The organism is Geothrix limicola (assembly GCF_030268085.1).
Lineage (GTDB): Bacteria > Acidobacteriota > Holophagae > Holophagales > Holophagaceae > Geothrix > Geothrix limicola.
On record NZ_BSDE01000001.1, the window covers coordinates 1,106,053 to 1,131,084 of the forward strand.

The following is a 25,032-nucleotide window of genomic DNA, read 5'->3' on the forward strand; positions in this document are numbered from 1 at the left end:
TTCTATTCAGGGCTGCGAGTCTGCCTTGGACTGAGTCCTGAGGGCGGCCCAGACGCGATCCGCCTCGGCTCGGTCGGAGGTGCGTTTGAGCGCCGTCAGGGCTTCGCGATAGCCCTCGTAGATGGCCGTTTCCCGTTCACCGATGGTCGGGGGATCGATGCTTCGAACGCGCCGCAACATGGGGCCCCAGGCCCCTTCGAACCAGTCGTTCATCGGCCCCCAGCGCCGCGCTTTCCGGCATTCGGCGGCCACGGCGCGGTGGACCGGGGCCGGCAGACGGGAGATCCAGGCCTGTTGGGGCCCGAAGACTGGAAGCCCCGCCGCGAAATCCATCACGGATGGGGGTTTCGGAAGGAAAGTCGACCAGGCGATCCAGGCCTTCCAGAGGCCTGCATGCTCCGGCCAGCGATTCAGGATGGCCTCGATGCCGGGAAGCAGTTTGCGCGCTTCGGTGCGCCAGGCCTCGAGATCCGAAATCCACGGCGCCTCGGGCCCGAAATCCAGCGGCATCATCGTATGGGCCGCGTCCTCCCTCAGGCGCACCTCGAGGGCCGTTTGGGGCATCCGGGCCTTGATCAGGTCGTAGCGGTCTCTCCGCGCATCCAGGTGCTGAGGATGTTTGGCCAAGAAATCATCGAACAGGTGGATCCGGGAAGGCGCCACGTTGCGGAGTTGCATCGCCAACTGCGTGGGTTCCGGTGCCGCGTTCCCGCGGGCGACGATGGTCCCATCCCCTTGGAACACGGCCCACCCCGAAGCCGGAAACCCCGCATCGATCATCCGCGCCGTATCGGACGCCCTCGGCTTTGCCCAAACCAATTCCTCGGCGCTCCAGGGCGCGAGCGCCGCGGAAGCCCGCAACCCTTCCCAGCTTGCTTCCCACTCAGGATGATCCCAGACGATGAACCTGAGTGATGGAGGGGGCTGGGGCTTCGGAGGCGCCTCCAGGGACGGAAGCCGCAGCACCTCAAGGAAGGCTTCGGAAGGCTGGGTCGGCGCAGTGTCGTTTTTCGAGTCTTTGGATGAGGGGGATAGGGACGACGAATAAACGTTTATCAACCCGGATCCCTTTTCCACCCACCCCTTGCCGGAGAGGCTGCGGCACTCCTGCATGGCCGAGGTGGCCTCCTGCCATCGCCCCAGATGCCCCAGGGTTACCGCCTTGAGGAAGGCCACATAACTTCTGGATTCGAGCCATTCCGACCAGGAATCCCGCCACAGGGACGGTGCGCCCTCAACGCCGGGAAGCCGGTCCAGACAGGAAAGCACGCTTTGAGCGGACTCCGCATCGGGGCGGGTCCAGGGGAGCCCCATGAGGAGTTCGGAATGCGGCCAAAACCGGCCTGGCGAAGGCGTCAACAAGGGGAGTTCCGGCAGGGCGCCAGTGGCCCGGCTGGCCGTTTCGCAGGAGATCCACAGGGGGCCAAGTCCCATGCCCTCTTCCTGCCAGGTCTGCGACCAATCCGAGCCCGAGTGAGGGTGGCTTCCCCAGGCATTCAGAACGGATTCACTGAACTTGGCCACCTCTGCTCGAAGCCCCGTGGACGCGGCCTTGCCAAAGACATCGAGCCAGAATTGAAACGACATGCGGTCACTCAGGCGCCAGGCATCCGGCAGGCCATTGAGGCGCCGCAGCGTATCCTCCACCTCGGCGCACCAATCGTCAGGAAGGGCCGCATCAATTTTTTTCGCGGGTTCAAAGATGGGGAAACCGGACTGAATGGAACCCTTCGCGCCCTCGACCCTGCCCTGATCCCGGAGGTTCCTGAATCGCGCCTGAGCCAGACGGGTGGCGATGGAGAGGCGTCGTTGGAGGGCCGCACCGTGATCGGGGTGGAGTCGGAGGAATGCATCCAACGCCTCCCATGTGAGATCGAATCCCAAGGACCGAAGGCGGTCCCGGAGGTACTCGCCAGTAGGAAGTCCCGAGCCCTGATCCAGGATCGTTCCGTCCTGGCCCAGAAGGATCCAGTGGGAGTCGTCGTTCCAGCCTTGATCGACCTGGAGTCCTTCCAGGGCCCCGCCTTCGAGCGCCCGCACACTTAGATCGCCCCCGGCCGAGAGGAAAATCAACGCTTCGTCAGATCGTTCGAACCCCGGTTTCAGTCTGCTTTTGGGCATCAGCAGCGTGGCCTGGGCATGACTCGCGTTGCGCCAGACCGAGACAAAGTCTGTCCATTTCGCGTTCTGCGCCATCAGGCTCACATGGAGCATCAGGCCCAGTCCCGCTAGAACGCCCCGCATGCACCATCCACCCCTGCCTGGAATCACCGCGCCTCCGAACCAAGCCCGCAGTGCGTGCCAGTGGATGAACGGGTCCAGCCTGGAGGAACGCTCAGCCGGAGGTCAAGTGGGGATTCCAGTGTGGCCACCATGTTCAGCGCGCTTCGGCTCGATTAGCCTGGGAGGGTGAATCGCTTCGAATCCGACTTGTTGGCCCAGATCCAGCGCCGCGGCGATGGGGTGAGTGGGCGCGTACTGGTTGCCTGTTCGGGCGGCGGGGATTCGGTGGCGCTGCTGCTGCTGCTGTGGACCCTGCGGAAGAGCCTCGGCCTGGAACTGTCCGTGGCCCACGCGGACCATGGGCTTCGGGAGGAGTCGTCCCAGGACGCCGATTTCGTGCGCCAGCTCTGCCGGGCCCTCGACCTGGATCTCGCCGAAGCGAGCCTGGGCGTGAAGGCTCACGCAGAGACCCGCGGTATCGGCCTCGAGATGGCCGCGCGGGAACTGCGCTGGGATTGGCTGCGCCAGGAGGCCGAGCAATGCGGGGCCGCCGTCGTGGCCACGGGCCATACCCTCGACGACCACACGGAGACAGTCTTCATCCGCCTGGCCCGCGGCGGGGGCCTGGGCTGCCTGCATCCTCTCGCGCCGCGCCAGACCCTGCGCTGGTCGCCCTTGGCGGAGACGCGCCGTGAAGCCTTGCGAACCTACCTCACCTCGCGGAAAGTCCCCTGGCGGGAGGACGCCAGCAACGCCGAGCCGTTCACGGCGCGCAACCGCTGGAGGGCACTCCTGGAAGGGTTGCGAAGGGAGGCGCCGGATCTGGACCGCCACCTGTTCGAGACCCATCTCCAGGCCGAGGAGGCCGAGCAGTTGGCCCGAACCCTCATCGCCGGCTGGGAGGGCACCCGCTGGTTCCTAACGGAGGATTCCATCGTCCTCAGGCGGGAGGATTGGGACGAACGGGACCTGCGCTGGACCCTGGAGACGGCCTTCCGGCGCCTCGACTGGCCGCGGGAATCCGCCCTGCTGAGGGGCCTCGCACCCTGGCTCGCGACGCGTCTGGCGCGCGGCCGTAAACCATCGTCCTGGGGGAATTTCCAGCTAAACCCTGAACCAAATCGAGGGTATCTGCATCTAAGACTGAGCCCTCCCGGTTCACGGACCTAGTAAACTGGGAGGCCACCTGGGCCCCGGCCCCAAGGAGTCACCCTTTGAATTCAATGATGAAGAGCGTTCTGGTCTGGTTGGCCATCATCGCCCTCCTGGTCCTGGCCTTCCGCCAGATCCCAGTGAGCAACCGCCAGATCGAAGTTCCCTTCTCGACCTTCTACACCGAGGGTGTCGCGGGCAAGTACAAGTCCGTGACCCTTTCCGGCTTTGATATTGAAGGCACGTACAAACAGCCCGAGAAGAACGCCAAGACCGGCGAGGTCATCGAGAAGTTCCGCACGGTGGCGCCGCCCATGCAGGATCTGGGCAAGGTCATCCTCAGCTGGAAGACCGAGGGCCAGATCGAGGAGTTCAAGGCCGCCAAGCCCAGCGAGAACAACTTCGCCTACGTGCTGATGTTCTGGGCGCCGCTGCTGGTCTTCGTCGTGCTCTGGTTCGTCTTCATGCGCCAGGCCCAGATGGGCGGCAACAAGGCGCTGAGCTTCGGGAAGGCCCGCGCCAAGGGCCTCTCCAGCAGCGCCAAGCGCATCACCTTCGCCGATGTGGCCGGGTGCGACGAGGCCAAGGAAGAGCTGAAGGAGATCGTCGAGTTCCTCAAGGACCCCGCCAAGTTCCTCAAGCTGGGCGGCAAGATCCCCAAGGGTGTGCTGCTGATGGGCCCTCCGGGGACCGGCAAGACGCTGCTGGCGCGCGCCATCGCGGGCGAGGCCAAGGTGCAGTTCTTCTCCATCTCCGGTTCGGACTTCGTCGAGATGTTCGTGGGCGTCGGCGCGAGCCGCGTGCGCGACCTCTTCGAACAGGCCAAGAAGAGCGCCCCCTGCATCGTCTTCATCGATGAAATCGACGCCGTGGGCCGTCATCGCGGTGCCGGCCTCGGCGGCGGTCACGACGAGCGCGAACAGACCCTGAACCAGCTGCTCGTCGAAATGGACGGCTTCGAAGGCAACGAGGGCGTCATCCTCATCGCCGCCACCAACCGCCCCGACGTGCTCGATCCCGCCCTGCTCCGCCCCGGCCGCTTCGACCGCCGCGTCGTCGTGGATCGCCCCGACGTCAAGGGCCGCTTCGAGATCCTCAAGGTCCACACCACGGACAAGATCCCCCTCAGCCCCGACGTGGATCTGGAAGTCCTGGCCCGCGGCACGCCGGGATTTGCCGGCGCCGACCTGGCCAACCTCTGCAACGAGGCCGCCCTCACCGCCGCCCGCGGCAACAAGAAGTGGGTCGAGATGACCGACTTCGAGAACGCCAAGGACAAGGTCTACATGGGCGCCGAGCGGCGCAGCCTCGTCATGACCGAAGAGGACAAGCGCATCACCGCCTACCACGAGGCCGGCCACACGGTCGTCGCCGCCGTGGTGCCCCAGAGCGATCCCCTCCACAAGGTGACGATCATCCCCCGCGGCCGCGCCCTGGGCGTCACCTGGCAGCTGCCGGTGAAGGACCGCTACAACACCACCCGCGAATACATGGAAAGCCGCATCGCCATTGCCATGGGCGGCCGCATCGCCGAAGAGATCTTCTTCAACCAGCTCAGCACCGGCGCCTCCAACGACATCCAGCAGGCGACGGACATGGCCAAATCGATGGTCATGGAATATGGCATGAGCGACAAGCTGGGCCCGCTGAACTTCGGCGGCGGTCAGCACGAGATCTTCCTCGGCCGCGATTTCACCCAGCAGCGCGAGATCTCCGAAGACACGGCCCGCATGATCGACGCGGAAGTGCACGAGTTCGTCATGCGGAACTACCGCAAGGCCAAGGCCGCCATCGAGACCCACCGCGACCAGCTGGTGGCCATCGCCGAAGCCCTGCTCGTGCGGGAGAGCCTGGACGGCAGCGACATCGAGATCCTGATGAAGGGCGGCACCCTGCCCCCGCCCAAGTCCGGCCCCACGCCGTCGGCCCCAGCCACGGTGGAAGGCCTGCCTCAGGATTCCGACCCTGGCCTCAACCCGGCGCTCAAGCCCGCGTGAACAAAGCCGCCTTCGACTGGGGACCACTCTTGAAGGGTGGTCCCCTTTTTATCGGCATCCTCAATCTCACCCCCGATTCCTTCAGCGACGGCGGGCGGTTCATGGATCCGCGGGCGGCCCTCGGCCAGGCTCAGGCCCTGATCCAGGCGGGCGCGCGGATGCTGGACCTGGGTGCGGAAAGCACGCGCCCGGGCGCCGCACCCGTGGATGCTGCGGAGGAATGGCGGCGTCTCAAACCGGTCATCCAAGGCCTTCGAAAGGCCTTCCCCGACACGCCCCTCAGCCTGGACACGCGCCATGCCGAGGTCGCCAAGGTGGGCCTGGGAGCCGGGGTCGCGGTGCTCAACGACGTGACGGGATTTTCGGATCCACGAATGCTCGACCTGGCCCAGGCCTCCACCTGTGGCCTCATCGCCATGCGCAGCCGCCGCGAAGGCCCTGGCTTCCACATGCCGCCCTACGAGGATCCGGCGCCAAGGGATGCGAAGGCTGCCCTCGAGGAGATGCGCGCCGTCAGGGATCGGCTGCTCAAGGCGGCCATCGACGCCGCGCGGGTGCTGCTGGATCCGGGCTTCGGGTTCGGCACGACGTTCCTGGAAGACCTGGCCCTCTGGGGAAGCCTGCCCGGGCTTCCGAAGGCCCTGGACTGGCCGGCGGAACGCGTGTGCATCGGCATTTCGCGAAAGCGCTTCCTCGCCGCCCGGGCCGGCACGCCCGGCCTGCCGCCTGCCCAGCGCGACGGCCTCAGCGCCGCGGCCCATGCCGAAGCGCTTTCGTGGGGCTATCGGGTCTTCAGAACGCACGCCATCGGATAATCTGTTCCCATGAGTCTTCGCTACTTCGGAACTGACGGCATTCGGGGCGTGGCCTTGCGCTCCCCCCTCACCCTGGAAGAGGTGTCCCGCTGGGGCGCCGCCTGGGCCCAGGTGGCCCGGGAGGCCGGGGTGAAGCAGCTCGTGGTGGGATGGGATCCCCGATCCAGTTCGGGCCCCATGTCCGAGGCCTTCATCCTGGGCGTGGGCCTGGGCCTGAAGGTGCTGGTGCTCGGCATGGCCCCCACGCCCGCCGTCGCCTGGAACGTGGCCAAGCTCAGCACGGAAGGCGTGAAGACCTGGGGTCTCATGATCTCGGCCAGCCACAATCCGCCGGAGGATAACGGCCTCAAGGGCTTCAACGAGCTGGGCGAGAAGCTGGAAGAGGATCAGGAAGAAGCCATCGAGCGTGCCTTCGATCAGCTCAGCGAGCCCACCACCATTTCAGCCCCATCCGCCTCGCTTGACCTGCGCCCCTACTTGGATCACCTCGAGGGCATCACCCTGCCTCCGGATTTCCACCTCGTGATCGACTGCGCCCACGGCGCCACCGCCGAAGCGGCGCTGGAGCTCTTCCGCGGCGGTGACATCCACTGGATCGGCGTGCCCGCCGACGGTCCGAAGATCAATGTCGGTGTCGGCTCCACCCATCTCGAATCCCTGTCGGCCATGGTGGTGGCCCGCGGCGCCCAGATGGGCATCGCCTTCGACGGCGATGGCGACCGCTGCCTGCTCGTGGACAGCCGGGGTGAGGTGGTGGACGGCGATCAGATGGTGTGGCTCCTGTCCCAGGACCGCGTCGCCTGCCAGGATGCCCCTCCCGGCGTCGTGGGCACCCTCATGACCAACGGCGGCCTGCCCCAGGCCCTGGGCCAGCTCGGCATCCCCTTCGTGCGCACCCCCGTCGGCGACAAGTACCTGCTTCGGGAAATGGCCAAGCGGGGTTGGGATCTGGCGGCCGAGGCCTCCGGCCACCTCATCCAGAAGCGCGTGGGCCCCAGCGGTGACGGGCTCGCGGCGGCGCTCTCCATCCTGCGCGCGCTGCTGCACCGCCCCGCGGATCAGCGCTGGGCCTGGACCTTCCGGCCCTGGCCGCAGAAGCTCGTCAATGTGATGGCCCGTGACCGCAAGGCCGTGGATGCCTGCGTCGATCTCGTGTCGGCGATGGCCGCCATCGAAGCCCGCTGGGGCGACGGCGTGCGCCAGGTGGTGCGCTGGTCCGGCACTGAGCCCAAGCTGCGCCTCATGGTGGAAGCCCGCGAATCCTCCTGGGTCGAGCAGGCCCTCACCGAACTCGATGCCGCGGCCCGCCGCGACCTCTCGCTGACCTAGCGTGGCCGCCGACGTCCGCCGTCCCGTGGATCGCTGGCTGGTGCTCTTCGCGCTGGCCCTGGTGGCGATCGGCATGGTCTGGATCTACTCGGCCTCGGCCATCAAGGCCTCGCAGAACCACGCAGCCGCCACCGCCTTCCTGACCCGCCAGCTCATGGGCGGCGCCATCGGCATTGCCTTCATGCTGGCCCTGTCCCAGGTGGACCTGGCCATCCTGCAGGATCACCAGCGCCCCCTCATGGCGGCCTACTTCATCCTCATCGGACTGCTGCTTGCCGTGCTGGTCATCGGGCCCAAGGTGAACGGTGCCCACCGCTGGCTCCGGCTCGGTCCCATGAGCATCCAGCCTTCGGAGCTGTTCAAGCCGCTCTCCGTGCTGCTCTCCGCCGCATGGATGATCCGCCACCGCGAGGCCTGGACGAATCGCCGCGACGCCCTGCCGAAGCTGCTGGGCCTCGCCGGCATCCTGCTCGTGCCCCTGGCGCTGATCCTGCGCGAACCCGATTTCGGCACCACCTTCCTCATCGTCTTCGTGGCCCTCATGGTGGTGTTCCTCGGCGGCGCGCCGAAGTGGATCTTCGCCGTGGCGATTCCCATTCTCGGCGCCCTCGGCACGGCCTTCGTCGTGCTGTCGCCCTACCGCCTGGCCCGCGTCACCAGCTTCCTCAATCCCGAGGCGGATCCGCTCGGCAAGGGGCACCAGGCCATCCAGAGCCTCGTGGCCGTCGGCAACGGCGGCTTCATGGGCGTCGGCCTCGGCGGTGGCAAGCAGAAGCTGTTCTACCTGCCCGAAGCCCACACGGATTTCATCTACGCGGTGATCGCCGAGGAATCCGGCATGATCGGCACCATCGCCATCCTCGTGCTCTTCGTCGCCATCCTCTGGCGCGGCTACCGCATCGCGCGCCGCGTGGGCGACGGCTACCTGAAGCTGTGCGCCATGGGCTTCGTGCTGCTGCTGGTGGTGCAGGCCATGATGAACATGAGCGTGGTGCTCTCGCTGGCGCCGAACAAGGGCATCCCCCTGCCCTTCATCTCCTTCGGTCCCAACAGCCTCATCGCCAGCCTCATCTGCCTGGGCCTACTGCTGTCCATCAGCAAGGACGCCTCAGCCTAGCCGGATCGGCTCGTCGTCATCGTCATCCACGAGCACGATGTTCGACCCGCCACCCAGCAGCACGGCGTCCTCGTACATGTTCTTCAGCTTGGGTTCGAAGCGTTCGGCCTGGCCCATCCGGGCATCCGGCTTGAGTTCCACAGACTGGCGCACCAGGCCCGTGAGGCTGGCGGGATCGAGGCCCAGCAGGGCGCCCAGCATCTTGAGCGGGTTGATCGCCTGGAAGGCGCCCATGCGCGTGGCGAAGCAGAGCGCGTCGCTTTCCCAATGCATCGAGGTGATGAGGCTGCGAAGGTCGAGGGACGCATCAGCCTTGGCGGTTCCCCGGTCCCAGGGCCAGCTTTCGGCCGCGAGGAAGGCGGCGGTTTTCGCTTCGGCCGCGGCGCGCTGATCTGCCGGCACCTCCCAGCGCCACAGCGAGCGCAAGGCCAGGTCGCCGATCTCGGAAGCGAATCCTGGGAGCACATTCCACGCATGGATCCTCAACCCATCCGGCAGGCGACGGTTCAGGCGCGCCATCACCTGCGCCGGATCCTCCGCCGGCTCCTGCTTCAGCGCCGCGTCCATGTATTCCGCCTGGCCGCCGACACCCGCAGGAAGGGGACACCCCATGCTCAGGAGGGGACGGGGCCGCTTGCCGAGATCCAGCGCCAATGGCAGGCCTTCCAATCGGAATGCCTGGATGAAGAGGGCGTGCAGGTCTCCGTCATCAAAGCCCACGACACTGTTTTCTTTCGCGTATTCCAGGCGAACGCGCGTGCGGCGGGTATCGAGCTGCCAGAGCGCCGTGCGCCGCTGCTGGGCCTTGGCCGCCAGCGGCACCAACCTGGAGCCCAGCGATTGGATCAGCGCCAGATCTTCCGCCCCTCGCCGCGAAGCGCGAAGCAGCTCGGCGGCCTCTTCCACTAGGTCTTCCCGCTGGAGGGTCTGGATCCAGATTTCTTGATCCGGTAAAGCGCCCGTGGCGATCCCGGATCGAAGCACTTGCAGACAGGCCGGTTCAAGACTGGGCCCGACCGTTTCCATCGCATGGAGCGCGGCGCCGAGCCGAGCCTGGCGGGCCAGGGCCTCGGCGGGAATGGAGGGATGGGACGTTCGGGCGCTCACTTCTTCAGCATAGTGATTCGCGAAAGACCCGGTGCGGAAAGGAACCGACTCCGCCCTGCAGAAAGCGGTAAAAAAAACCTTCTGAACAACCCGATCGAGGGGCGATTTCCACATCCTCTGTGGGAAGCCGGAGGTCGAATCCGAGAAATTCCTTTCAGCACAAGCCACTTGGGTCCGTGCCCATTTTTGGTGGCAGGTGTGCGGATCATCTCCGGGTTGACAAACCATCGCGGGTTCGTTCCACCACCCTTCCTTTGCCTTCTTCGCAAAGAAGCGTCAAGCTACAACCCACACCATGATCCATTCCCCCTACATCGTTCCTCCCCTGCCACCTGCTTGGCCCTTCGAGCCCGGTGTGCCGCTGCATCCGCTCGGTTGCCGCCTGAACCTCGACCTGCCTGGACTCGGCGGCGGTTGGCGCGTCTGCACGCCCGGAGGCATCGTCCCGTCGGGTGATCCCGTTGCGCTCTCGGGCGTGTTCGGACGCGGAGGCATCTTCCGCGTGGGCGACCTGGTGCTGAGGCCCTACCGGCGGGGCGGTTTATTACGCCATCTCAATGAAAAGACCTACCGCTCGCACCTCCGCTTCGCTGCCGAGCACGCCGTGCACCGCGGCTTGTGGGAAGCCGGATTCCCCACGGTGGAACCGCTCGGCTACGCCTGGCGGCCCAGCGGCCTCGGCGTCGAGGGCGTGCTCATCACCCGCATGGCGGAAGGTGAAGCCTGGCCCCGGCGCTGGGACCTCAGCATCCCCCGGGCTGAAGCTATTGGTCGCGCCATCGGTTCGCTTTGCGACTGGGGCCTGTGGTCGCCGGACCTCAATGCCACCAACGTGATGCTGCCGCCCGACGGCGGTGCGCTGTTCCTGGACTGGGACCGGGCCCGCTTCGAGCCTCCGAGCGAGTCGCGGAGTGCGGATCTCCGGACGCGCTACCGCGCCCGTCTGGAGCGCAGCCTGCGCAAGCTCGGCGCGCCGCCCGAAGCCTTCGGGATCATTTGATTTCGACGGCGTCCTTGATGACCACGGGCTTCACCGGCAGGTTCAGGAAGTCGCTGCGCTTGTTGCTCGTCTTCACGGCCTTGATGCGGTCGACCACGTCCATGCCCTGGATGACCTTTCCGAACACGCAGTAGCCCCAGGTCTTGTCGTTGGTCTTGGCCTTGAAGTCCAGGGCCGGATTATCCACGACGTTGATGAAGAACTCCGCGGCGGCGCTGTGGGGATCCGGCGTGCGCGCCATGGCCACCGTGCCGCGCTTGTTCTTGAGGCCGGCGGCCGTGGCGCGGTCGGCCTCGTTGAGGATCGAATTGTCGGTCCGCTTCTTTCCGAGATACTCCACGTAGCCGCCGCCCTGGATCATGAAGCCGTTGATGACGCGGTGGAAGATGGTGCCCTTGTACTGGCCCTTCCTCACGTACTTCAGGAAGTTCTCCACGGTCTTCGGCGCGGCGTCGGGCTCCAGCTCCATCACGATCACGCCCATGGAGGTGGTCAGTTTCACCTTCGGCTTGGGCGCGGCGCAGAGGCCGAGCGCGGCAGCGAACAGAAAGACGGCGATCAGGTGGCGCATCAGGATCTCCGGGGGATGCCCCAGGATACCCGGACTGACATGAACGAGGGACACCACCCGGGACGCTTTGCCCTCTGCGTGCTCCCACGCGGTGTCCGGCCAAGCCCGGCCACCACGTCTGATCGCTCAGTAGGCGCCCAGGCTCTTGGCGAGGGCGTCCCGCTGTCCCTTGAAGCCTTGCTCGTCGCGGGCATCCTTGATGAGCGCCTTGGCCTGCTCCCGCTGCCCCAGCTTCATCAGGGCCTGGGCCCGCATGAGGGCCACCCAGCCCCGCTGCTCCGACGCCGCCGCCTTCGCGGGATACATCGCCAGGGCGCCCTTGGCGTCGCCCAGCTGCAGCCGGAGGTCCGCCACGAGGATCATCAGAGGTTCGCGAACCTCGCCCTTTTCCGGGGCGCGCGAAAGAAAGCCTTCGGCCTCGGCGAGCCGCTTGGCCGTGGTGTCCGGAGGCTGGATGGGACGCTGAAGGAGGCGCAGCACGGCCTGGATGCGTTCGGGCCCGGCCTTCGCGCGGGGCAGCGCGGCCCGCAGCGGCGCCCAGTGTTCCTGGGCGGCCTCGGCCCGCGCCCGCTGCAGGGCCTCGTCAGCGGTGTCCCCTTTCGCGGGCAGCATCCGAAGCAGGGCCTGCGGCTGGGCCTCGGGCTGCACCTTGGCCAGGGCGGCCTTGCGCAGGCCGGCGCGTTCGGCGGCGGGGGCCTCCGGCAACAGGCGGGGCAGCAGGTCCAGCAGGCCGCGTTCGGCGAGGAGTTCGACGACGCCCGTGCGCAGCTTGGCATCCAGCGCCCCGAAGGTGCCGGCTTTCAGGCGCGTGAGCAGTTCGCCGGGAAACCCCTTCTCCAGGCGCTGCCCCACCCAGGATCGCCAGGCCTGGGTCCAGAGCTTCTTCACTTCGGGCTGCCCTTCGCGCAGGGTGTTGTCCATGCGGTCCACGAGGTTGAGGGCCTCCTCCCACAGCGTCTTCTCGACGAACAGACGCAGCTCCACGATCTGGGCCGTGCCTTTGGGCAGGCCCTTTCCGCCTCTGCGGACCTCGGCCAGCAGCGATTCCGCGCTGGGAAGCCCCTTGGTGTCCGGCAGGCTACCGTCTGTCAGCAGGTTCGCCAGGGCCAGCCGGGCATCGTCGGCCTGACTGGATTCCGGATGATCCTGGATGAGTTTGCGGAAGATCTGCGCCGCCTCGGCCGCGTTGCCCGAGCGGCCCAGCAGGCGGGCCCAGGCCAGATCGACCCTGGGCATCAGGGCGCTGTTGGGAAAGAGATTCTGGAAATCCTTCAGGCTGCCCTGGGCCTGTTCCTTCTCACCCGCGGTGGAGAGCACCTCGACTATGGCGGCCAAGCCCCGCTCGCTGGGCCGCTCATTGCCTTCGAGCGGACGCAGGGACTGCACGATGGGCAGCGCCTCCTGGTGGCGTTCCTGTTCCGCCAGCGTCCAGATCAGCAACTCCTGCGGCTTGCGCTTCTGTTCGGAGGGGATGTCCGAGGCCAGGGCCTGATGCAGGCGCCCTTCCGCTTCCTTGTAGCGCCGGTTGGCCACGGCGTCTTCCGCGAGGATGACCTGCGCCTCGCCCATGAAGGGGGATTTGGGCCACTGCTTTTCGAGTTTCTTCAAGGCCACGGTGGCCGCGGACAGGTTGCCGAGACGCGCCTCGAGGATGCCCTGGGCGTAGAGCACCAGCTCCCGCTCGGGAACCCGGCTGTTCTTGAAGGTGTGTCCCCGCAGCCGGGTGAGCGCAGCCCGGATGGAGGCCGGATCACCCGCGCCGAGAGCCCCCTTGGCCAGCTCCGCGGCCTGAGCGTCGGTCATCCGCCCGCTCGCGGCCCGGGCGGGCTGCGGCGCCGTTCCGGACTGGGCCGCCAAGGGCACCACCAGCAGCCAGGACCAGGCCGCGCAGTGCCGCACCAGGTTCATGAAAGCCACCGGGCCAGCAGGTTCTTCTTCCCCTGGGCGAACTCCTCATCCGAGAGCAGGCCCTTGCCCTTGAGGGCCGCCAGCCGTTCCAGATCCGCCAGTGCATCATTGCTGCTGGGAACATTGGTCGGCGCCATCGAATTGGCGAGGATCTCCATCCGGCCGAGAGTGGTCTCCAGGCGTTCGGCCCGTTCGGACAGGGCCTTCACCTTCTCTCTCAGTTCGTCCCGCTCGTGGGTGAGGGTGCGGCGCTCCATGAGCCGCCGCAGCGTGTTGCGGAACTGATCGATCTGCATCGGCTTCGTGACGAAATCGAAGGCGCCCAGTTCCATGGCCTCGGTGGCTTCCCGCACGCTGCCGAAGCCCGTGAGCACGAGCACCGTGCAACTGGGATTCCGATTCAAGGCGCACTTCAGCACGTCCATGCCCGTCTTTCCGGGCATGACCAGATCCGTGATGACCAGGTCGAAGGGCGGCTGTTCAGCCTTGAGCTTGCGTTCAGCTTCTTCGCCCGTGGAGGCCGTCACCACCTGGAATCCCTCGGCCGACAACAGGGTCGAGAGGGTCTCCCGGGGCATGGGATCGTCATCGACCAGCAGCAGGCTGGGAGCTGGGAGGTGGGGCGGGACGATGGGGCGGGTCAAGGGCGTTCCTCGGGCTGGCCTAACAATACCCTTTCGGCAGATATTTTTGGGAGCAGGAGCCCGGGATTCATGCGGCCCCCCTCAGGCGGTAGACGAAGGCGAGCACCTGGGCCACGGCCTGGTAGAGGTCGCGGGGAATGGGCTTCTCCACCTCCACGGTGCGGTAGAGGGCGCGGGCCAGTTCGGGGCGCTCCAGGATGGGCACGCCGGATTCCTTGGCCTTCTCGCGGATCTTGAGCGCCAGGTGGTCCAGCCCCTTGGCCACGCAGACGGGCGCCGCGGTCTTCTCGTCGTATTTCAAGGCCACCGCCACGTGGGTGGGGTTCGTCACCACCACCGTCGCCTTCGGCACCTCGGCCAGCATGCGGCGGCGGGCCGCGGCCATCATGATGGCCTTCTGCTTCTGCTTGATTTCCGGGCTTCCGTCCGCGTCCTTCACTTCGTCCTTCACCTCCTGCTTGGTCATGCGGATGCTCTTCTCCCAGGAAAAGCGCTGCCAGGCGAAATCCGACACGGCGATCACCAGCATGGCCAGCATCACGTTCCGGTAGAGGGCGAACACGGCGCTCTGGAAGATGTCCAGGGACTGGCCCAGCGGGAGCTTCAGCGTGGCCAGAAGCAGCGGCAGCCGGGGCGTCAGCACCAGGTAGGCGACCCAGGCGAGAAGCCCGAATTTGGCCAGGCTCTTGATCAGCTCCACGAAGGCCCGGGCCGAGAAGATGCGGCGAAACCCCTGGGCCGGGTTCAGCCGGTCGAACTTGGGCTGCAGCGGCTTGGCGCTGAAGCTGAACCCCCGCTGCGCAAAGCCCGAGGCCAGCGCCACCAGCAGGTTGAGGGCCAGGAAGGGCAGCAGCAGCCGTCCGAGGATCGTGAGCACATCCGTGAGCAGGGTGACGCGACCCGCCTCCTCCAGCGCGCCCGGCTGGGCCAGCTGGAGGAAATGGGCCACCTGCTTGGTCATCAGGGCCAGCGTGGCCCCACCCAGGGACAGGAAGAGGAAGAAGTTCCCCCAGAGCAGGACGGCCCCGTCGAAGTCGGAGCTGCGGGGGACCGATCCCTCCTCGCGCGCCTTTTGGCGCCGTTTGGGGGTGGCTTTCTCGGTCTTGCCGGGATCCTGGGCCACCCTAGCCTCCGAGCAGCTTCAGGCTGAGCCGCGGGGCGGCCTCCAGCAGGGGTGTCAGCCAGGGGCCGAGCTCCCGCAGCACGAAGCCGAGGATGATCGTGCCGAAGGCGATCTTCAGCGGAAAGCTCAGCTGCAGGAGCTGGAGCTGGGGCATGAACTTGCCGGAGATACCGAGGGTCAGGTCCAGCATGAACAGCACGGCCACCACCGGGAAGGCGAGCTGGAAGCCTTTGGCCAGAAGCTGTCCGATGAGGACGACGAAACCCACGGCCTGGAAGGGGATCCCCTGCCCCATGGGCGCCACGCGGTAGCTGTCCACCAGCGCCAGGATCATCTGGTGGTGGAGGCCCGTGACGAAGACCATCAGGGTCGCCATCTGCATCATCAGCGAGCCTGAAATGGAAGTGCTCTGCGAGGTGGCCGGATCGAGGATCTGGACAAAGGAAAAGCCCATCTGGGTATCCATGATGGAGCCCGCGAAGGCCACCGCTTCGAGGATCCAGGCCACCACCGTGCCCAGGAGAAGTCCGATGGCCAGCTCAGAGGCCATCAGCCCCACCAGGTCCACCAGACCCGTGGGCATCGAGGCCGGCAGATGGATCACGGGCAGAAGCACCGTCGCCAGCAGGGCGGCCAGGGCCGCGCGCAGTTGCATGGGCATCTGCTCGGAACCGAGGATCGGCAACGTCGCCAGCAGCCCCGTGATGCGCGTCAGCAGCAGCACCCAGAGGGCCGCCTTGGCGCCCGTGAAGGCCCAGATCCCGGGGTTCGACAGAGTCGGCGTCACGGCGGGCTCAGGTCATCTGGCGCACGACGGCATTGAATTCGGTGAACATGCGCGTGGTGAATTGGGACATCACCTGCATCATCCAGGGGAAGCTGATGGCGACCACCAGCATCACGGCGATGACCTTGGGCACGAAGGCGATGGTCTGATCCTGGAGGCTCGTCACCACCTGGAACACCGAGATCATGATGCCCACCACCAGCGAGACGACGAGGGCCGGCCCGGCCACCATCAACGCGGTCCTGAGGGCGTCTTTTCCGATTTGAGCGATCAGCAGTTCGTTCATCCCGTGTATCCCTTCACGAGCGACCCGACGATGAGGTACCAGCCGTCGACGAGCACGAACAGCAGCACCTTGAAAGGCAGCGAAATGGTCACGGGTGGCAGCATCATCATGCCCATGCTGAGCAGGATGCTGGCCACCACCATGTCGACGATGAGGAAGGGCAGGAAGATCATGAAGCCGATCTCGAAGGCGGTCTTCAGCTCGCTGATGAGGAAGGCCGGCAGCAGGCATTCCATGGGCACATCGGCCTTGGTTTTCGGGGCCGGAGCCTTGGCGATGCCCAGGAAGAGCGACAGGTCCTTCTTCCGCGTGTAGCGCAGCATGAACACCTTCAGCGGGGCCGACGTGCGGTCCAGCGCCTGTTCGGTGGTCAGCTCGTTGCGCTGCAGGGGCTGGATCACCGTGCTGTTAATCTCCCGCGCGGTGGGGGCCATGATGAAGAAGGTGAGCACCAGCGACAGGCTGATGAGCACCTGGTTCGAAGGCGTCTGCTGCTGGCCCAGGCCCTGCCGCAGAAAATGAAGCACCACCGTGATGCGGGTGAAGCTGGTGGCCGTCATGAGGATGGTGGGCGCCAGGGTCAGCACCGTCAGCAGCAGCATGGCCTGCAGGCTGGAACTGAGCGCCGGGCCCGAGGGCGTCTTGCCGAAATCCACGGTCACCGAAGGCAGCGGCGCCGCCTGCTGGGCGCAGAGGCTCAGGCCCGCCAGCAGCAGCAGAACCATGGGAATCCAGCGGCTAAACGAGCGGCAGCCGGGCCGGTTCACTGGGCACCCCCGCCCTGCTTGAGCATGGCCTCCATCTCCCTCACGGGCACCGGACGCCCCAGGTCCACTTGGCGATTCAAGGCTTCGTCGAAGGTTCCGGTTTCGCCCCGCTCCGTGGGATCCAGGCGCGATACGAGGTTGATGCCCTGAGGGGTCATGGCGATGAGGAAGCGCTCGCCTTCCACGTCCAGAATGGAAACAAAGCGACGGTCCCCCAGGGCCAGGGTTTCTTCGACCCGCAGCTTGCCGCCGCCACTGCCGGGCAGGCGTCCGCGACCATACTTCTTCAGGGCCCAGAGGCTGAGGCCGGCAAGGCCGAGCACCAGCACCAGCGAGCCGAAGGCCCGCAGGCCCGAGGGCGGGGCACTCACGGCCTGGCCCTGCGTCGGTTTTCCGTCCTCCAGCGTCAAGGGAGCCTGCAATTCCTTCTCCGCCGCCGTCGGCGGGGGCGCCGGGCGATCGGCCGCCTGGGCCCCAAGACCCAGGCCCACCGTCAATCCAAGGGAAAGCACCATCCGTCGCAGCACGACAAACTCCCGACACAGCAGGGGAGAGGGGCGAGAGGGATGCCAGGGCCGGAACCCGGCCCACCGTTGCGCCTGGCCCCCCAGGGGCGTAGGGTGTAACCCTCACCTCACGATGTTATGGAGCTGCCATGCCTTCGTACCAGCTCACCGTGAACGGCCGCACCCGCACCGTGGATGCCGAGGCCGACACCCCCCTCCTGTGGATTCTCCGGGACACCCTCGGCCTCACGGGCACCAAGTTCGGATGCGGACAGGGGGTCTGCGGATCCTGCACCGTCCACGTGGATGGCAAGGCCCAGAAATCCTGCCAGACCAGCCTGAAGGAGGCCGCCGGGCACAGCATCGTCACCATCGAGGGCCTCTCCAAGGATGGCTCCCATCCCGTGCAGAAGGCCTGGATAACCGAGGACGTGGCCCAGTGCGGCTACTGCCAGCCCGGCATGATCATGAGCGCCGCCGCCCTGCTCAAGCGCAAGGCCCATCCCAGCGACGGCGACATCGACGAGGCCTTCGCCGATCACGTCTGCCGCTGCGGCACCTACCCGCGCGTGCGGAAAGCCGTGAAGCGGGCCGCGGGAGGTGTGAAATGACGGACCGCCGCGACTTCCTCAAGATCGCCGGCGTCGCGGGGGCGGGGCTCGTGCTCGGCCTGCGCCTGGACGCCAAGACCCGGCCCGGCGCGGCCGCCGCGCCCGAATTCGCGCCCAACGCCTTCCTCGCCGTCCGGCCCGACGGCACCGTGCGCATCACCGTGCCCAAGACGGAGATGGGCCAGGGCGTGCGTACGGCCCTGCCCCTGGTTGTGGCCGAGGAGATGGATCTCGACTGGGCGAAGGTCGAGGTGATCAACGCCAATCCCGGACCTGATTTCAAGTCCATGCAGACCGGCGGCAGCACGAGCGTGAGCAGCACCTGGGGCACCCTGAGAAAGGCCGGCGCCACCGCCCGCGAGATGCTGAAGGCCGCCGCCGCGGCCCGGTGGAACGTCGACCTCAAGTCCTGCCGCACCGAGAAGGGATTCGTGCTGGGCCCCGGCAACCAGAAGCTGGGCTATGGCGCCCTCGTCGAAGCCGCCGCCAAGCTGCCCGTGCCCAAGGATCCGTCCCTGAAATCCCCCAGGGACTACCGCCTGCTGGGCAAGCGCACGCCGCGCTTCGATGGTCCCGACATCGTCACGGGCAAGGCCATCTTCGGCCTCGACGTGCGCCGGCCCGGCCAGCGCTTCGCCGCCGTGCTGCGGTCCACGGTCTGCACAGGACGGCCCATGGCCTGGGATGCCGGCAAGGCCCTGGAGGTCCCGGGCGTGGTCGACGTAGTGAAGGTGCCCACGGGGATCGCCGTGATCGCAACGAATACCTGGGCCGCGCTCAAGGGGCGCGAGCGCCTCGCGGCCGACACCACCTGGGAGCTGGGCTCGGCCCAGGACTTCAATTCCGCCGACCTGGAGACCTTCATGCGCGAGGCCCTCACGGGTCCCGGCGAGGAGGCCCGGAAGCAGGGCGACGCCGAGAAAGCCCTAGTGGCAGCGGCCAAGGTGCTCGAAGCGGAGTACAGCTTCCCGTACCAGGCCCACGCCACCGTCGAGCCCATGAACGCCACCGTGCAGATCCGGCCCGAGGGTGCAGAGATGTGGACCGGCAGCCAATCGCCCAACAAGGCCCAAGCCACCGCCGCCGCGGCCCTGGGCCTCAAGCCCGAACAGGTGAAGGTGAACGTGGCCCTCATCGGCGGTGGCTTCGGCCGGCGCCTCGGCACCGACTTCAGCACCGAGGCCGCCCAGGTGGCCAAGGCCGCCGGCGGCGGCCCCATCCAGGTGGTGTGGGACCGCGAGGATGATTTCCGCCACGACCTCCACCATCCGGCCACTCTGCACCGCCTGCGGGCGGGCCTGGATGCCAGCGGCGCCCTCACGGCCTGGGCCCACCGCATCGCCGGACCCTCCATCCTCCATTCCTGGGTCGGCCAGAAGACGCCCTCCCAGGTCCTGGCCGAGGCCAACGGCGCCCTCGACATCCCCTACGCCATTCCGGCCATCCGCGTGGACTACGCCGAAGTCGCGGCTCCCACGCCGCTGGGTTGGTGGCGCGGCATCGAGATCGTGCCCAACGTCTTCGCCCGGGAATGCTTCTTCGACGAGGTGGCCCACGCCGTGGGCAAAGACCCCCTTCAACTGCGCCTCGACCTGTTGGGAAACCAAGGTCTCGTGAAGTTCGGCCGCGACGAGGCCGACATCCGCCGCCTGAAGAAGGTGCTGCAGGTCGCTGCCGAAAAGGCGGGCTGGGGCCGCAAGCTGCCCGCGGGACGCGGCCTGGGCCTGGCCTGCCACGCCTACGACGGCCGCACCTATGCCGCCGAGGTGGCCGAGGTTTCGGTGGAAAAGGGTCAGCTTCGCATCCACAAGGTCACCTGCGCCGTGGACTGCGGATTCGTCGTGAATCCCGCAGGGCTTGAAGCCCAGGTGGAAGGCGGCATCGCCTTCGGGCTCTCGGCCCTGTTCACCCAGATCACCTGGGAGAAGGGCCACACGGTCCAGACCGGCTACCAGGAGTTCCCCCTGCTCCGCCTGGGCGACATGCCCGAGGTCGAAACCCACGTGGTGCAAAGCGCCGAAGCGCCCTCGGGCATCGGCGAACCCCCCGTGCCGCTCGCCATCCCCGCCGTCCTCAACGCCGTCTTCGCCGCCACCGGCAAGCGCATCCGCAAAGTGCCCGTGGATCTTTCGGCCATCTGACATTCCGCTGCCGCGGGTCTGGCTTCCGGCGTAGGATGTGGGCCGATCCTACAACCGGAGGTGCCCCATGGCGGCGTTCACCCTGACGGTCAACGGTCAATCCCATCGCGTGGAAGCCTCGCCGGAGATGCCCCTGCTCTGGGTGCTGCGCGACCGCCTGGGCTTGACCGGCACCAAGTTCGGATGCGGGCAGGGACTCTGCGGCGCCTGCACGGTCCACCTGGGGGACGCGCCCGTCCGGTCCTGCAAGACGCGCCTGGGCGATGTCGGCAGCAGACACATCACCACCATCGAAGGGTTGGATCCCCACGGCGCCCATCCCCTGCAGAAGGCCTGGGTCGAGCTGGACGTGGCCCAATGCGGGTACTGCCAGACGGGCCAGATCATGACCGCCGCCGCCCTGCTGGCGAAAAATCCCCACCCCTCGGACGCGGACATCGACCACGCGCTGGGCCGGAACGCCTGTCGCTGCGGCACCTACCTGAGAATTCGGGAGGCCGTCCATGCGGCCGCGGGCCAACGCAGGGAGGTGATCCCATGAGCACCACCCGCCGCGATTTCATCAAGACCGTTGGAAGCCTGTCCCTGGCCTTCTACCTGCCCCTGGACGCCAAGCACGCCCCTGCGGCGGCCCCTCCTGCCGTTGGATCCTTCGAACCCAACGGCATGCTCCGCATCGATGGGGACGGCTCGGTCACGGTCTGGGCCACCCGGGCGGAAATCGGACAGGGCGTCCGCACCAGCATGGCCATGGCCATCGCCGAAGAACTCGAAGCCGACTGGTCCAAGGTCAAGGTCCTGCAGGCCTCCACGGATCCGAAGTTCGGGGATCTCGGCGTCACGGGCGGCAGCCAGACCACCCGCAGCACCACCCAGGCCCTGCGCAAGGTCGGCGCCCAGGCCCGGGAGATGCTCCTGCAAGCCGCCGCCGACAGCTGGGGCGTCCCCAAGGCCGAGTGCCTCGCCCGGTCGGGCCGCATCCAGCATCCGCCCAGTCACCGCGACCTGGGCTTCGGCGACCTGGTGGCCAAGGCTGCCGCCCTCACGCCGCCCGCGGATCCGCCCCTGAAGGCCACCAAGGATTTCCGGATCCTCGGCAAGAACATCCCGCGTCTGGACGGGCCCGATATCGTCACCGGGCGTGCCCAGTTCGCCACGGACATCCACCTGCCGGGCATGCTGGTGGCCAGCATCGAGCGCTGCCCGGTATTTGGCGGAAAGGTGAAATCCTTCGACGCCTCGACGGCCCTCAAGGTGCCCGGCGTGAAGCAGGTGCTGCAGGTGCCCAGCGGCGTGGCGGTCTTCGCCGAAGACACCTGGTCCGCCTTCCAGGGGCGCCAGGCCCTCAAGGTGCAATGGGAGGAAGGCCCGGCCGCCCAGGTGGACAGCGCCTCCATCCGCCGACAGTTCGAAGCCCGCCTGAAAAGCGCGGGCAAGGTGGTGCGGAAGGAGGGTGACCCGGCCCAGGCGCTGCCCGCGGCGGCCAAGCGCATCAAGGCCACCTACGACGCGCCCTTCCTGGCCCACGCCACCATGGAGCCCATGGTGGCCGTGGCCGACGTGAAGGCGGATCGCTGCAAGGTTTGGGCTCCCACCCAGGCGCCGGGCATGGCCCTGCCCTCCGTCCAGGCGATCACGGGCCTGAAGGCCGAGCAGATCGAGATCCAGGTGACGCTGGCGGGCGGAGGTTTCGGCCGTCGTGCCATGTCGGATTTTATCGCCGACGCCGTGGCCTGTTCCAAGGCCGCGGGCGCGCCCGTGAAGGTGCAGTGGACGCGGCCCGATGATTTTCAGCACGACGGATACCGCCCCGCCACCTTGCATGAACTGGAAGCGGGGTTGGATGGCCAGAGCCGGCCGCTGGCCTGGCTCCACCGGTTCGTCGGAGGTTCCATCGCCGCCTCGAACCACTTCCCCTGGCCCCCGGAAGCCGCCGAGCTCTCCGGCGCGTCGGACCTGGCCTACGACATCCCGAACCTGCAGGTGGAGTGGGGACAGAGCGACACGCCCGTGCCCCTCTGGTTCTGGCGCGCGGTGCCCGCCAGCTTCAACCCCTTCGTCACCGAGTGCTTCTGGGATGAACTGGCCCACGCGGCCGGGAAGGATCCGCTGGACTTCCGCCTCGACCACCTCCCGAAAGCCCCGCGCCAATTGGGCCGGGACACCTTCGATCCGGCACGCTACCGCGCGGTGCTGGAGCTGGCCGCGGCGAAATCCGAATGGCGGACCCGCAAGCTGCCCAAGGGCTGGGGCCGCGGGATCGCCGCCCACGCCTACCTCGACTGCGGCACCTACGTGGCCCAGGTGGCCGAAGTGGAAGCGGAGGCGGATGGCCCCATCCACGTGCGCCACGTGGTCTGCGCCGTGGACTGCGGCATGGTGCTGAACCCCCGCAACGTGAAAGCCCAGATGGAAAGCGGCATCGCCTTCGGCCTCAGCGCCGCCCTCTACGGCGAGATCGCCATCAAGGCCGGCCGCGTGACCGCCACGAGCTTCCTAGACCAGCCCATGCTGCTGATGCCCAACATGCCGAAGATCGAAGTCCACATTGTTCCGAGCGACCTGCCTCCGGGCGGCGTGGGGGAACCTGGTCTGCCGCCCCTCGCGCCCGCCGTGGGCAATGCCGTGTTCGCCGCCACGGGAAAGCGGCTGCGCAGCCTGCCCCTGCTCCCCAAGCCGCTCCGGAGGGCATAATCCCCTCATGCACAAAGAACTCCAGGACATCCTGGTCTTGATCCGGGACAGCAACCGGCCTCTGGCCCTCGCCACCCTGCTGCGCGTCGAAGGATCCAGCTATCGCAGGCCAGGTTCGCGCCTACTCACGGACGGCGACCAGGTGTTGCGCGGATCCCTCAGTGGAGGCTGCCTCGAAGGCGAGGTGCTGGCCCGGTCCAACGAAATCCTCGCCGATGGTCTGCCGCGCCTGCTGCGCTACGACCTTCGCGGCGAGATCGACCTGGTTTGGGGCAGCGGCAGCGGCTGTGAAGGCGTCCTGGACATCCTGGTGGAACGCATCGATCCCGGCGCTCCTCCCGAATGGATCGGCTGGCTCGAAGCGGTGATCCGACATCGCCATCCCCTCCGGCTGGCCACCTCCCTGGAAAGCGGCTTCTCGCGCCGTCGTCTTGAGCCCGGAGAGAAGCCCCGTGCGGATGAAACGCAGGAGACCATCCAGCCGCCGGTCTCGCTCTGGATCCTGGGGGCCAGTGATGACAGCCGGCCCCTCCTGCGGCTGGCCAAGGAACTCGGATGGGAGGTAGGGCTGCTGGATCACCGCCCCGCCTTCGCCCGCGCGGAGCGCTTCCCCGAGGCCGACCAGGTGCTTTCGGGCCACCCCGCCCAGCGGGTTCCCGAGCTGGTGCTGGATTCCCGGAGCGCCGTGGTGCTCATGACCCACAACTACCTGAAGGATCTCGAAGCCCTGCGTCTGCTGGGCCGCTCCGACGCGGGCTATCTCGGCCTCATGGGCAGCCGCGCCCGGAGCGCGAAGATGATGGCGGACCTGGCCGCGGAGGGCGTCGACTGCGGCCCCCGCCTGCACAGCCCCGTGGGGTTGGACCTCGGCGCTGAGGATCCCGAAACCATCGCCCTCGCGGTGCTGGCTGAAATTCAGGCCTGCTTCCAGGGACGCATCGGCGGTCCTCTCAAGGCTGCCCGCACGCCTGTCTCCGCGATATGACGGCGGCCGTGATCCTCGCCGCCGGCGCGGGCCGCCGCATGGGTCGCCCCAAGGCCCAGCTCGAATTCGAAGGGGAAACCCTGCTGCGGCGCGCCGTGAAGGTCGCGTTGGCCTCGGGATGTTCACCGGTGATCGCCGTAACGAATCCTGAGGATTCGGGCCAGCTGGGCTTGGAGGCGCGGTGCCTTCCCAACCCCGACGCGGCCACCGGCATGGCCAGCTCCATCCGAATCGGTATCACTGCCCTCGAGGCCGGAGTAGAGGCGGTCCTGCTGCTCACGGTGGACCAGCCCCTGGTGGATGCGGCGCTGCTGCGCGATCTCCAGGCCCTGTTCCAGAAGGACCCATCACGTCCCGCGGCCTGCGCCTACGCGGGAACCCTCGGCATCCCCGCCCTCTTTCCCCGGCGGCTGTTCCCGGCCCTACTTGCGCTGGAAGGCGACCGGGGAGCCAAGGTCATCCTCCTGCGCGAAGGCGCCGCCACCCTGCCTTTCCCCGGCGGCGGAACGGATCTGGACACCCCCGAGGATCTGGAGCGACTCAGGCGCTGAGGGCGGGCTTTGCCCGGCCGAAGCGCGGGGGCCCGGGGGGACATCGCGAGCAGAGCGAGCAGGCGGTCCCCTCGGAGAACATCAGGCGCTGAGGGCGGGCTTTGCCCGGCCGAAGCGCGAGGGCTCGGGGGGACATCGCGAGCAAAGCGAGCAGGCCTCCGCCTAGCGCCTCGCTCCCGCGAGGCTCCTGCTTCCGCTGCGCGGCTCGCAGAGGCGGAGCCTCCCCCCCGGACGACATCAGGCGCTGAGGCTGGGCTTCTTCTGCAGGTGGTCGTAGCGCTTGCGGGCCTGCTCCAGCTCCGCCAGGTGCGCGCCCGCCCACTCGCAGAGCGCGCCCAGGGGGCCGATGAGGGTGTGGCCCAGCTTGGTCAATTCGTATTCCGTGCGCGGGGGCACTTCGGGGTAGACGTGGCGCGTGACCAGGCCGTCGCGCTCCAGCTTGCGCAGGGTCTGGGTGAGCATCTTCTGGCTGATGCCGCCCACCTGCCGGTGGAGGTCGCCGTAGCGCTGCTTCCCCTTCGACAGCAGGTAGATCAGCAGCGTGGTCCACTTGTCTGCGATGAGATCCAGGGCCTGCCGCGTGGGGCACTGGGCGCTGAGGACGTTGGGAGCGAGGGTGCATGCCTTACTAACCATTGGGTGCCTACCTTCCAAAATAGTGCCTACTTTCTTTTCGATTGTAAGCACCTAAAGTTTGGGTCACGGGCCATCCGAATGC

General features: G+C 67.4%; 23 protein-coding genes. 12 read left to right on the top strand and 11 right to left on the bottom strand.

Features of this window, described 5'->3' with window-relative positions:
• Nucleotides 1–6: 6 nt before the first annotated feature.
• Nucleotides 7–2,244 carry a hypothetical protein gene (locus tag QSJ34_RS04750; protein WP_285571018.1) on the bottom strand — a complete coding sequence of 746 codons (2,238 nt, stop codon included), beginning with the start codon at nt 2,242–2,244 and terminating at the stop codon, nt 7–9.
• Between the two features lie 165 nt (nt 2,245–2,409).
• Here QSJ34_RS04750 and tilS point away from each other — a divergent pair, with 165 nt between their 5' ends.
• Genes tilS through ftsW form a run of 5 tightly spaced genes read left to right on the top strand, consistent with a single transcriptional unit; the run spans nt 2,410 to nt 8,633 of the window.
• Complete coding sequence (tilS, locus tag QSJ34_RS04755) at nt 2,410–3,393, top strand: tRNA lysidine(34) synthetase TilS (RefSeq protein WP_285571021.1); 984 nt, start codon at nt 2,410–2,412, stop codon at nt 3,391–3,393.
• Between the two features lie 56 nt (nt 3,394–3,449).
• On the top strand, nt 3,450–5,372 hold the full coding sequence (gene ftsH, locus QSJ34_RS04760; protein WP_285571024.1) for an ATP-dependent zinc metalloprotease FtsH: 1,923 nt from the start codon (nt 3,450–3,452) through the stop codon (nt 5,370–5,372).
• The gene (gene folP / locus QSJ34_RS04765) at nt 5,369–6,187 is read left to right on the top strand and encodes a dihydropteroate synthase (RefSeq protein ID WP_285571026.1); all 819 of its coding nucleotides are present in this window, start codon (nt 5,369–5,371) and stop codon (nt 6,185–6,187) included. The genes ftsH and folP overlap by 4 nt, the downstream gene beginning before the upstream one ends.
• 9 nt (nt 6,188–6,196) lie before the next feature.
• Nucleotides 6,197–7,516: a phosphohexomutase domain-containing protein gene (locus QSJ34_RS04770; protein WP_285571028.1), complete on the top strand. Its 1,320-nt coding sequence runs from the start codon at nt 6,197–6,199 to the stop codon at nt 7,514–7,516.
• 1 nt (nt 7,517) lies between these two features.
• Nucleotides 7,518–8,633: a putative lipid II flippase FtsW gene (gene ftsW, locus QSJ34_RS04775; protein WP_285571030.1), complete on the top strand. Its 1,116-nt coding sequence runs from the start codon at nt 7,518–7,520 to the stop codon at nt 8,631–8,633.
• Here ftsW and QSJ34_RS04780 read toward each other — a convergent pair.
• Nucleotides 8,625–9,740 carry a TIGR03936 family radical SAM-associated protein gene (locus tag QSJ34_RS04780; RefSeq protein ID WP_285571033.1) on the bottom strand — a complete coding sequence of 372 codons (1,116 nt, stop codon included), beginning with the start codon at nt 9,738–9,740 and terminating at the stop codon, nt 8,625–8,627. The two genes, ftsW and QSJ34_RS04780, sit on opposite strands and share 9 nt — an antisense overlap.
• A 355-nt stretch (nt 9,741–10,095) precedes the next feature.
• Here QSJ34_RS04780 and QSJ34_RS04785 point away from each other — a divergent pair, with 355 nt between their 5' ends.
• Nucleotides 10,096–10,740: a lipopolysaccharide kinase InaA family protein gene (locus tag QSJ34_RS04785; protein ID WP_285571036.1), complete on the top strand. Its 645-nt coding sequence runs from the start codon at nt 10,096–10,098 to the stop codon at nt 10,738–10,740.
• Here the strand turns inward: QSJ34_RS04785 and QSJ34_RS04790 are convergent.
• The 8 genes from QSJ34_RS04790 to QSJ34_RS04825 all read right to left on the bottom strand — a co-directional run bounded on the left by QSJ34_RS04790 (nt 10,733) and on the right by QSJ34_RS04825 (nt 17,353).
• Nucleotides 10,733–11,311, bottom strand: coding sequence for a peptidylprolyl isomerase (locus QSJ34_RS04790; protein ID WP_285571038.1), 579 nt, complete (start codon nt 11,309–11,311; stop codon nt 10,733–10,735). The genes QSJ34_RS04785 and QSJ34_RS04790 overlap by 8 nt on opposite strands.
• A gap of 126 nt (nt 11,312–11,437) precedes the next feature.
• On the bottom strand, nt 11,438–13,219 hold the full coding sequence (locus QSJ34_RS04795; RefSeq protein ID WP_285571041.1) for a tetratricopeptide repeat protein: 1,782 nt from the start codon (nt 13,217–13,219) through the stop codon (nt 11,438–11,440).
• Nucleotides 13,216–13,863: a response regulator gene (locus tag QSJ34_RS04800; protein WP_285571043.1), complete on the bottom strand. Its 648-nt coding sequence runs from the start codon at nt 13,861–13,863 to the stop codon at nt 13,216–13,218. The genes QSJ34_RS04795 and QSJ34_RS04800 overlap by 4 nt, the downstream gene beginning before the upstream one ends.
• A 67-nt stretch (nt 13,864–13,930) precedes the next feature.
• Nucleotides 13,931–14,986: a flagellar biosynthesis protein FlhB gene (gene flhB, locus QSJ34_RS04805; RefSeq protein WP_285571044.1), complete on the bottom strand. Its 1,056-nt coding sequence runs from the start codon at nt 14,984–14,986 to the stop codon at nt 13,931–13,933.
• Between the two features lies 1 nt (nt 14,987).
• On the bottom strand, nt 14,988–15,773 hold the full coding sequence (locus tag QSJ34_RS04810) for a flagellar biosynthetic protein FliR (RefSeq protein WP_285571048.1): 786 nt from the start codon (nt 15,771–15,773) through the stop codon (nt 14,988–14,990).
• A gap of 7 nt (nt 15,774–15,780) precedes the next feature.
• A complete protein-coding gene (gene fliQ, locus QSJ34_RS04815) occupies nt 15,781–16,059 on the bottom strand; it encodes a flagellar biosynthesis protein FliQ (protein ID WP_285571051.1) in 279 nt (92 codons plus the stop codon).
• Entirely contained in the window at nt 16,056–16,784 is a 729-nt protein-coding gene (gene fliP, locus QSJ34_RS04820) for a flagellar type III secretion system pore protein FliP (protein ID WP_285571054.1), read from the bottom strand. The genes fliQ and fliP overlap by 4 nt, the downstream gene beginning before the upstream one ends.
• Before the next feature lie 38 nt (nt 16,785–16,822).
• Complete coding sequence (locus tag QSJ34_RS04825) at nt 16,823–17,353, bottom strand: flagellar biosynthetic protein FliO (protein WP_285571055.1); 531 nt, start codon at nt 17,351–17,353, stop codon at nt 16,823–16,825.
• Between the two features lie 128 nt (nt 17,354–17,481).
• On the opposite strand from QSJ34_RS04825, the gene QSJ34_RS04830 reads away from it, so the two are divergent.
• The 6 genes from QSJ34_RS04830 (at nt 17,482) to QSJ34_RS04855 (ending at nt 24,314) form a co-directional block, all read left to right on the top strand.
• A complete protein-coding gene (locus tag QSJ34_RS04830) occupies nt 17,482–17,943 on the top strand; it encodes a (2Fe-2S)-binding protein (protein ID WP_285571057.1) in 462 nt (153 codons plus the stop codon).
• Nucleotides 17,940–20,084, top strand: coding sequence for a xanthine dehydrogenase family protein molybdopterin-binding subunit (locus QSJ34_RS04835; RefSeq protein WP_285571060.1), 2,145 nt, complete (start codon nt 17,940–17,942; stop codon nt 20,082–20,084). Before QSJ34_RS04830 ends, QSJ34_RS04835 begins: the two co-directional genes overlap by 4 nt.
• Before the next feature lie 67 nt (nt 20,085–20,151).
• Nucleotides 20,152–20,625 carry a (2Fe-2S)-binding protein gene (locus QSJ34_RS04840; RefSeq protein WP_285571063.1) on the top strand — a complete coding sequence of 158 codons (474 nt, stop codon included), beginning with the start codon at nt 20,152–20,154 and terminating at the stop codon, nt 20,623–20,625.
• Nucleotides 20,622–22,778 (top strand): xanthine dehydrogenase family protein molybdopterin-binding subunit, encoded by a 2,157-nt coding sequence (locus tag QSJ34_RS04845; protein ID WP_285571066.1) that lies wholly within the window; start codon nt 20,622–20,624, stop codon nt 22,776–22,778. The genes QSJ34_RS04840 and QSJ34_RS04845 overlap by 4 nt, the downstream gene beginning before the upstream one ends.
• A gap of 7 nt (nt 22,779–22,785) precedes the next feature.
• Complete coding sequence (locus QSJ34_RS04850) at nt 22,786–23,763, top strand: XdhC family protein (protein WP_285571069.1); 978 nt, start codon at nt 22,786–22,788, stop codon at nt 23,761–23,763.
• Between the two features lie 8 nt (nt 23,764–23,771).
• Complete coding sequence (locus QSJ34_RS04855; RefSeq protein WP_285571072.1) at nt 23,772–24,314, top strand: nucleotidyltransferase family protein; 543 nt, start codon at nt 23,772–23,774, stop codon at nt 24,312–24,314.
• A gap of 237 nt (nt 24,315–24,551) precedes the next feature.
• On the opposite strand, the gene QSJ34_RS04860 is transcribed toward QSJ34_RS04855, so the two are convergent.
• On the bottom strand, nt 24,552–24,950 hold the full coding sequence (locus tag QSJ34_RS04860; protein WP_285571077.1) for a winged helix-turn-helix transcriptional regulator: 399 nt from the start codon (nt 24,948–24,950) through the stop codon (nt 24,552–24,554).
• Nucleotides 24,951–25,032 lie beyond the last annotated feature (82 nt).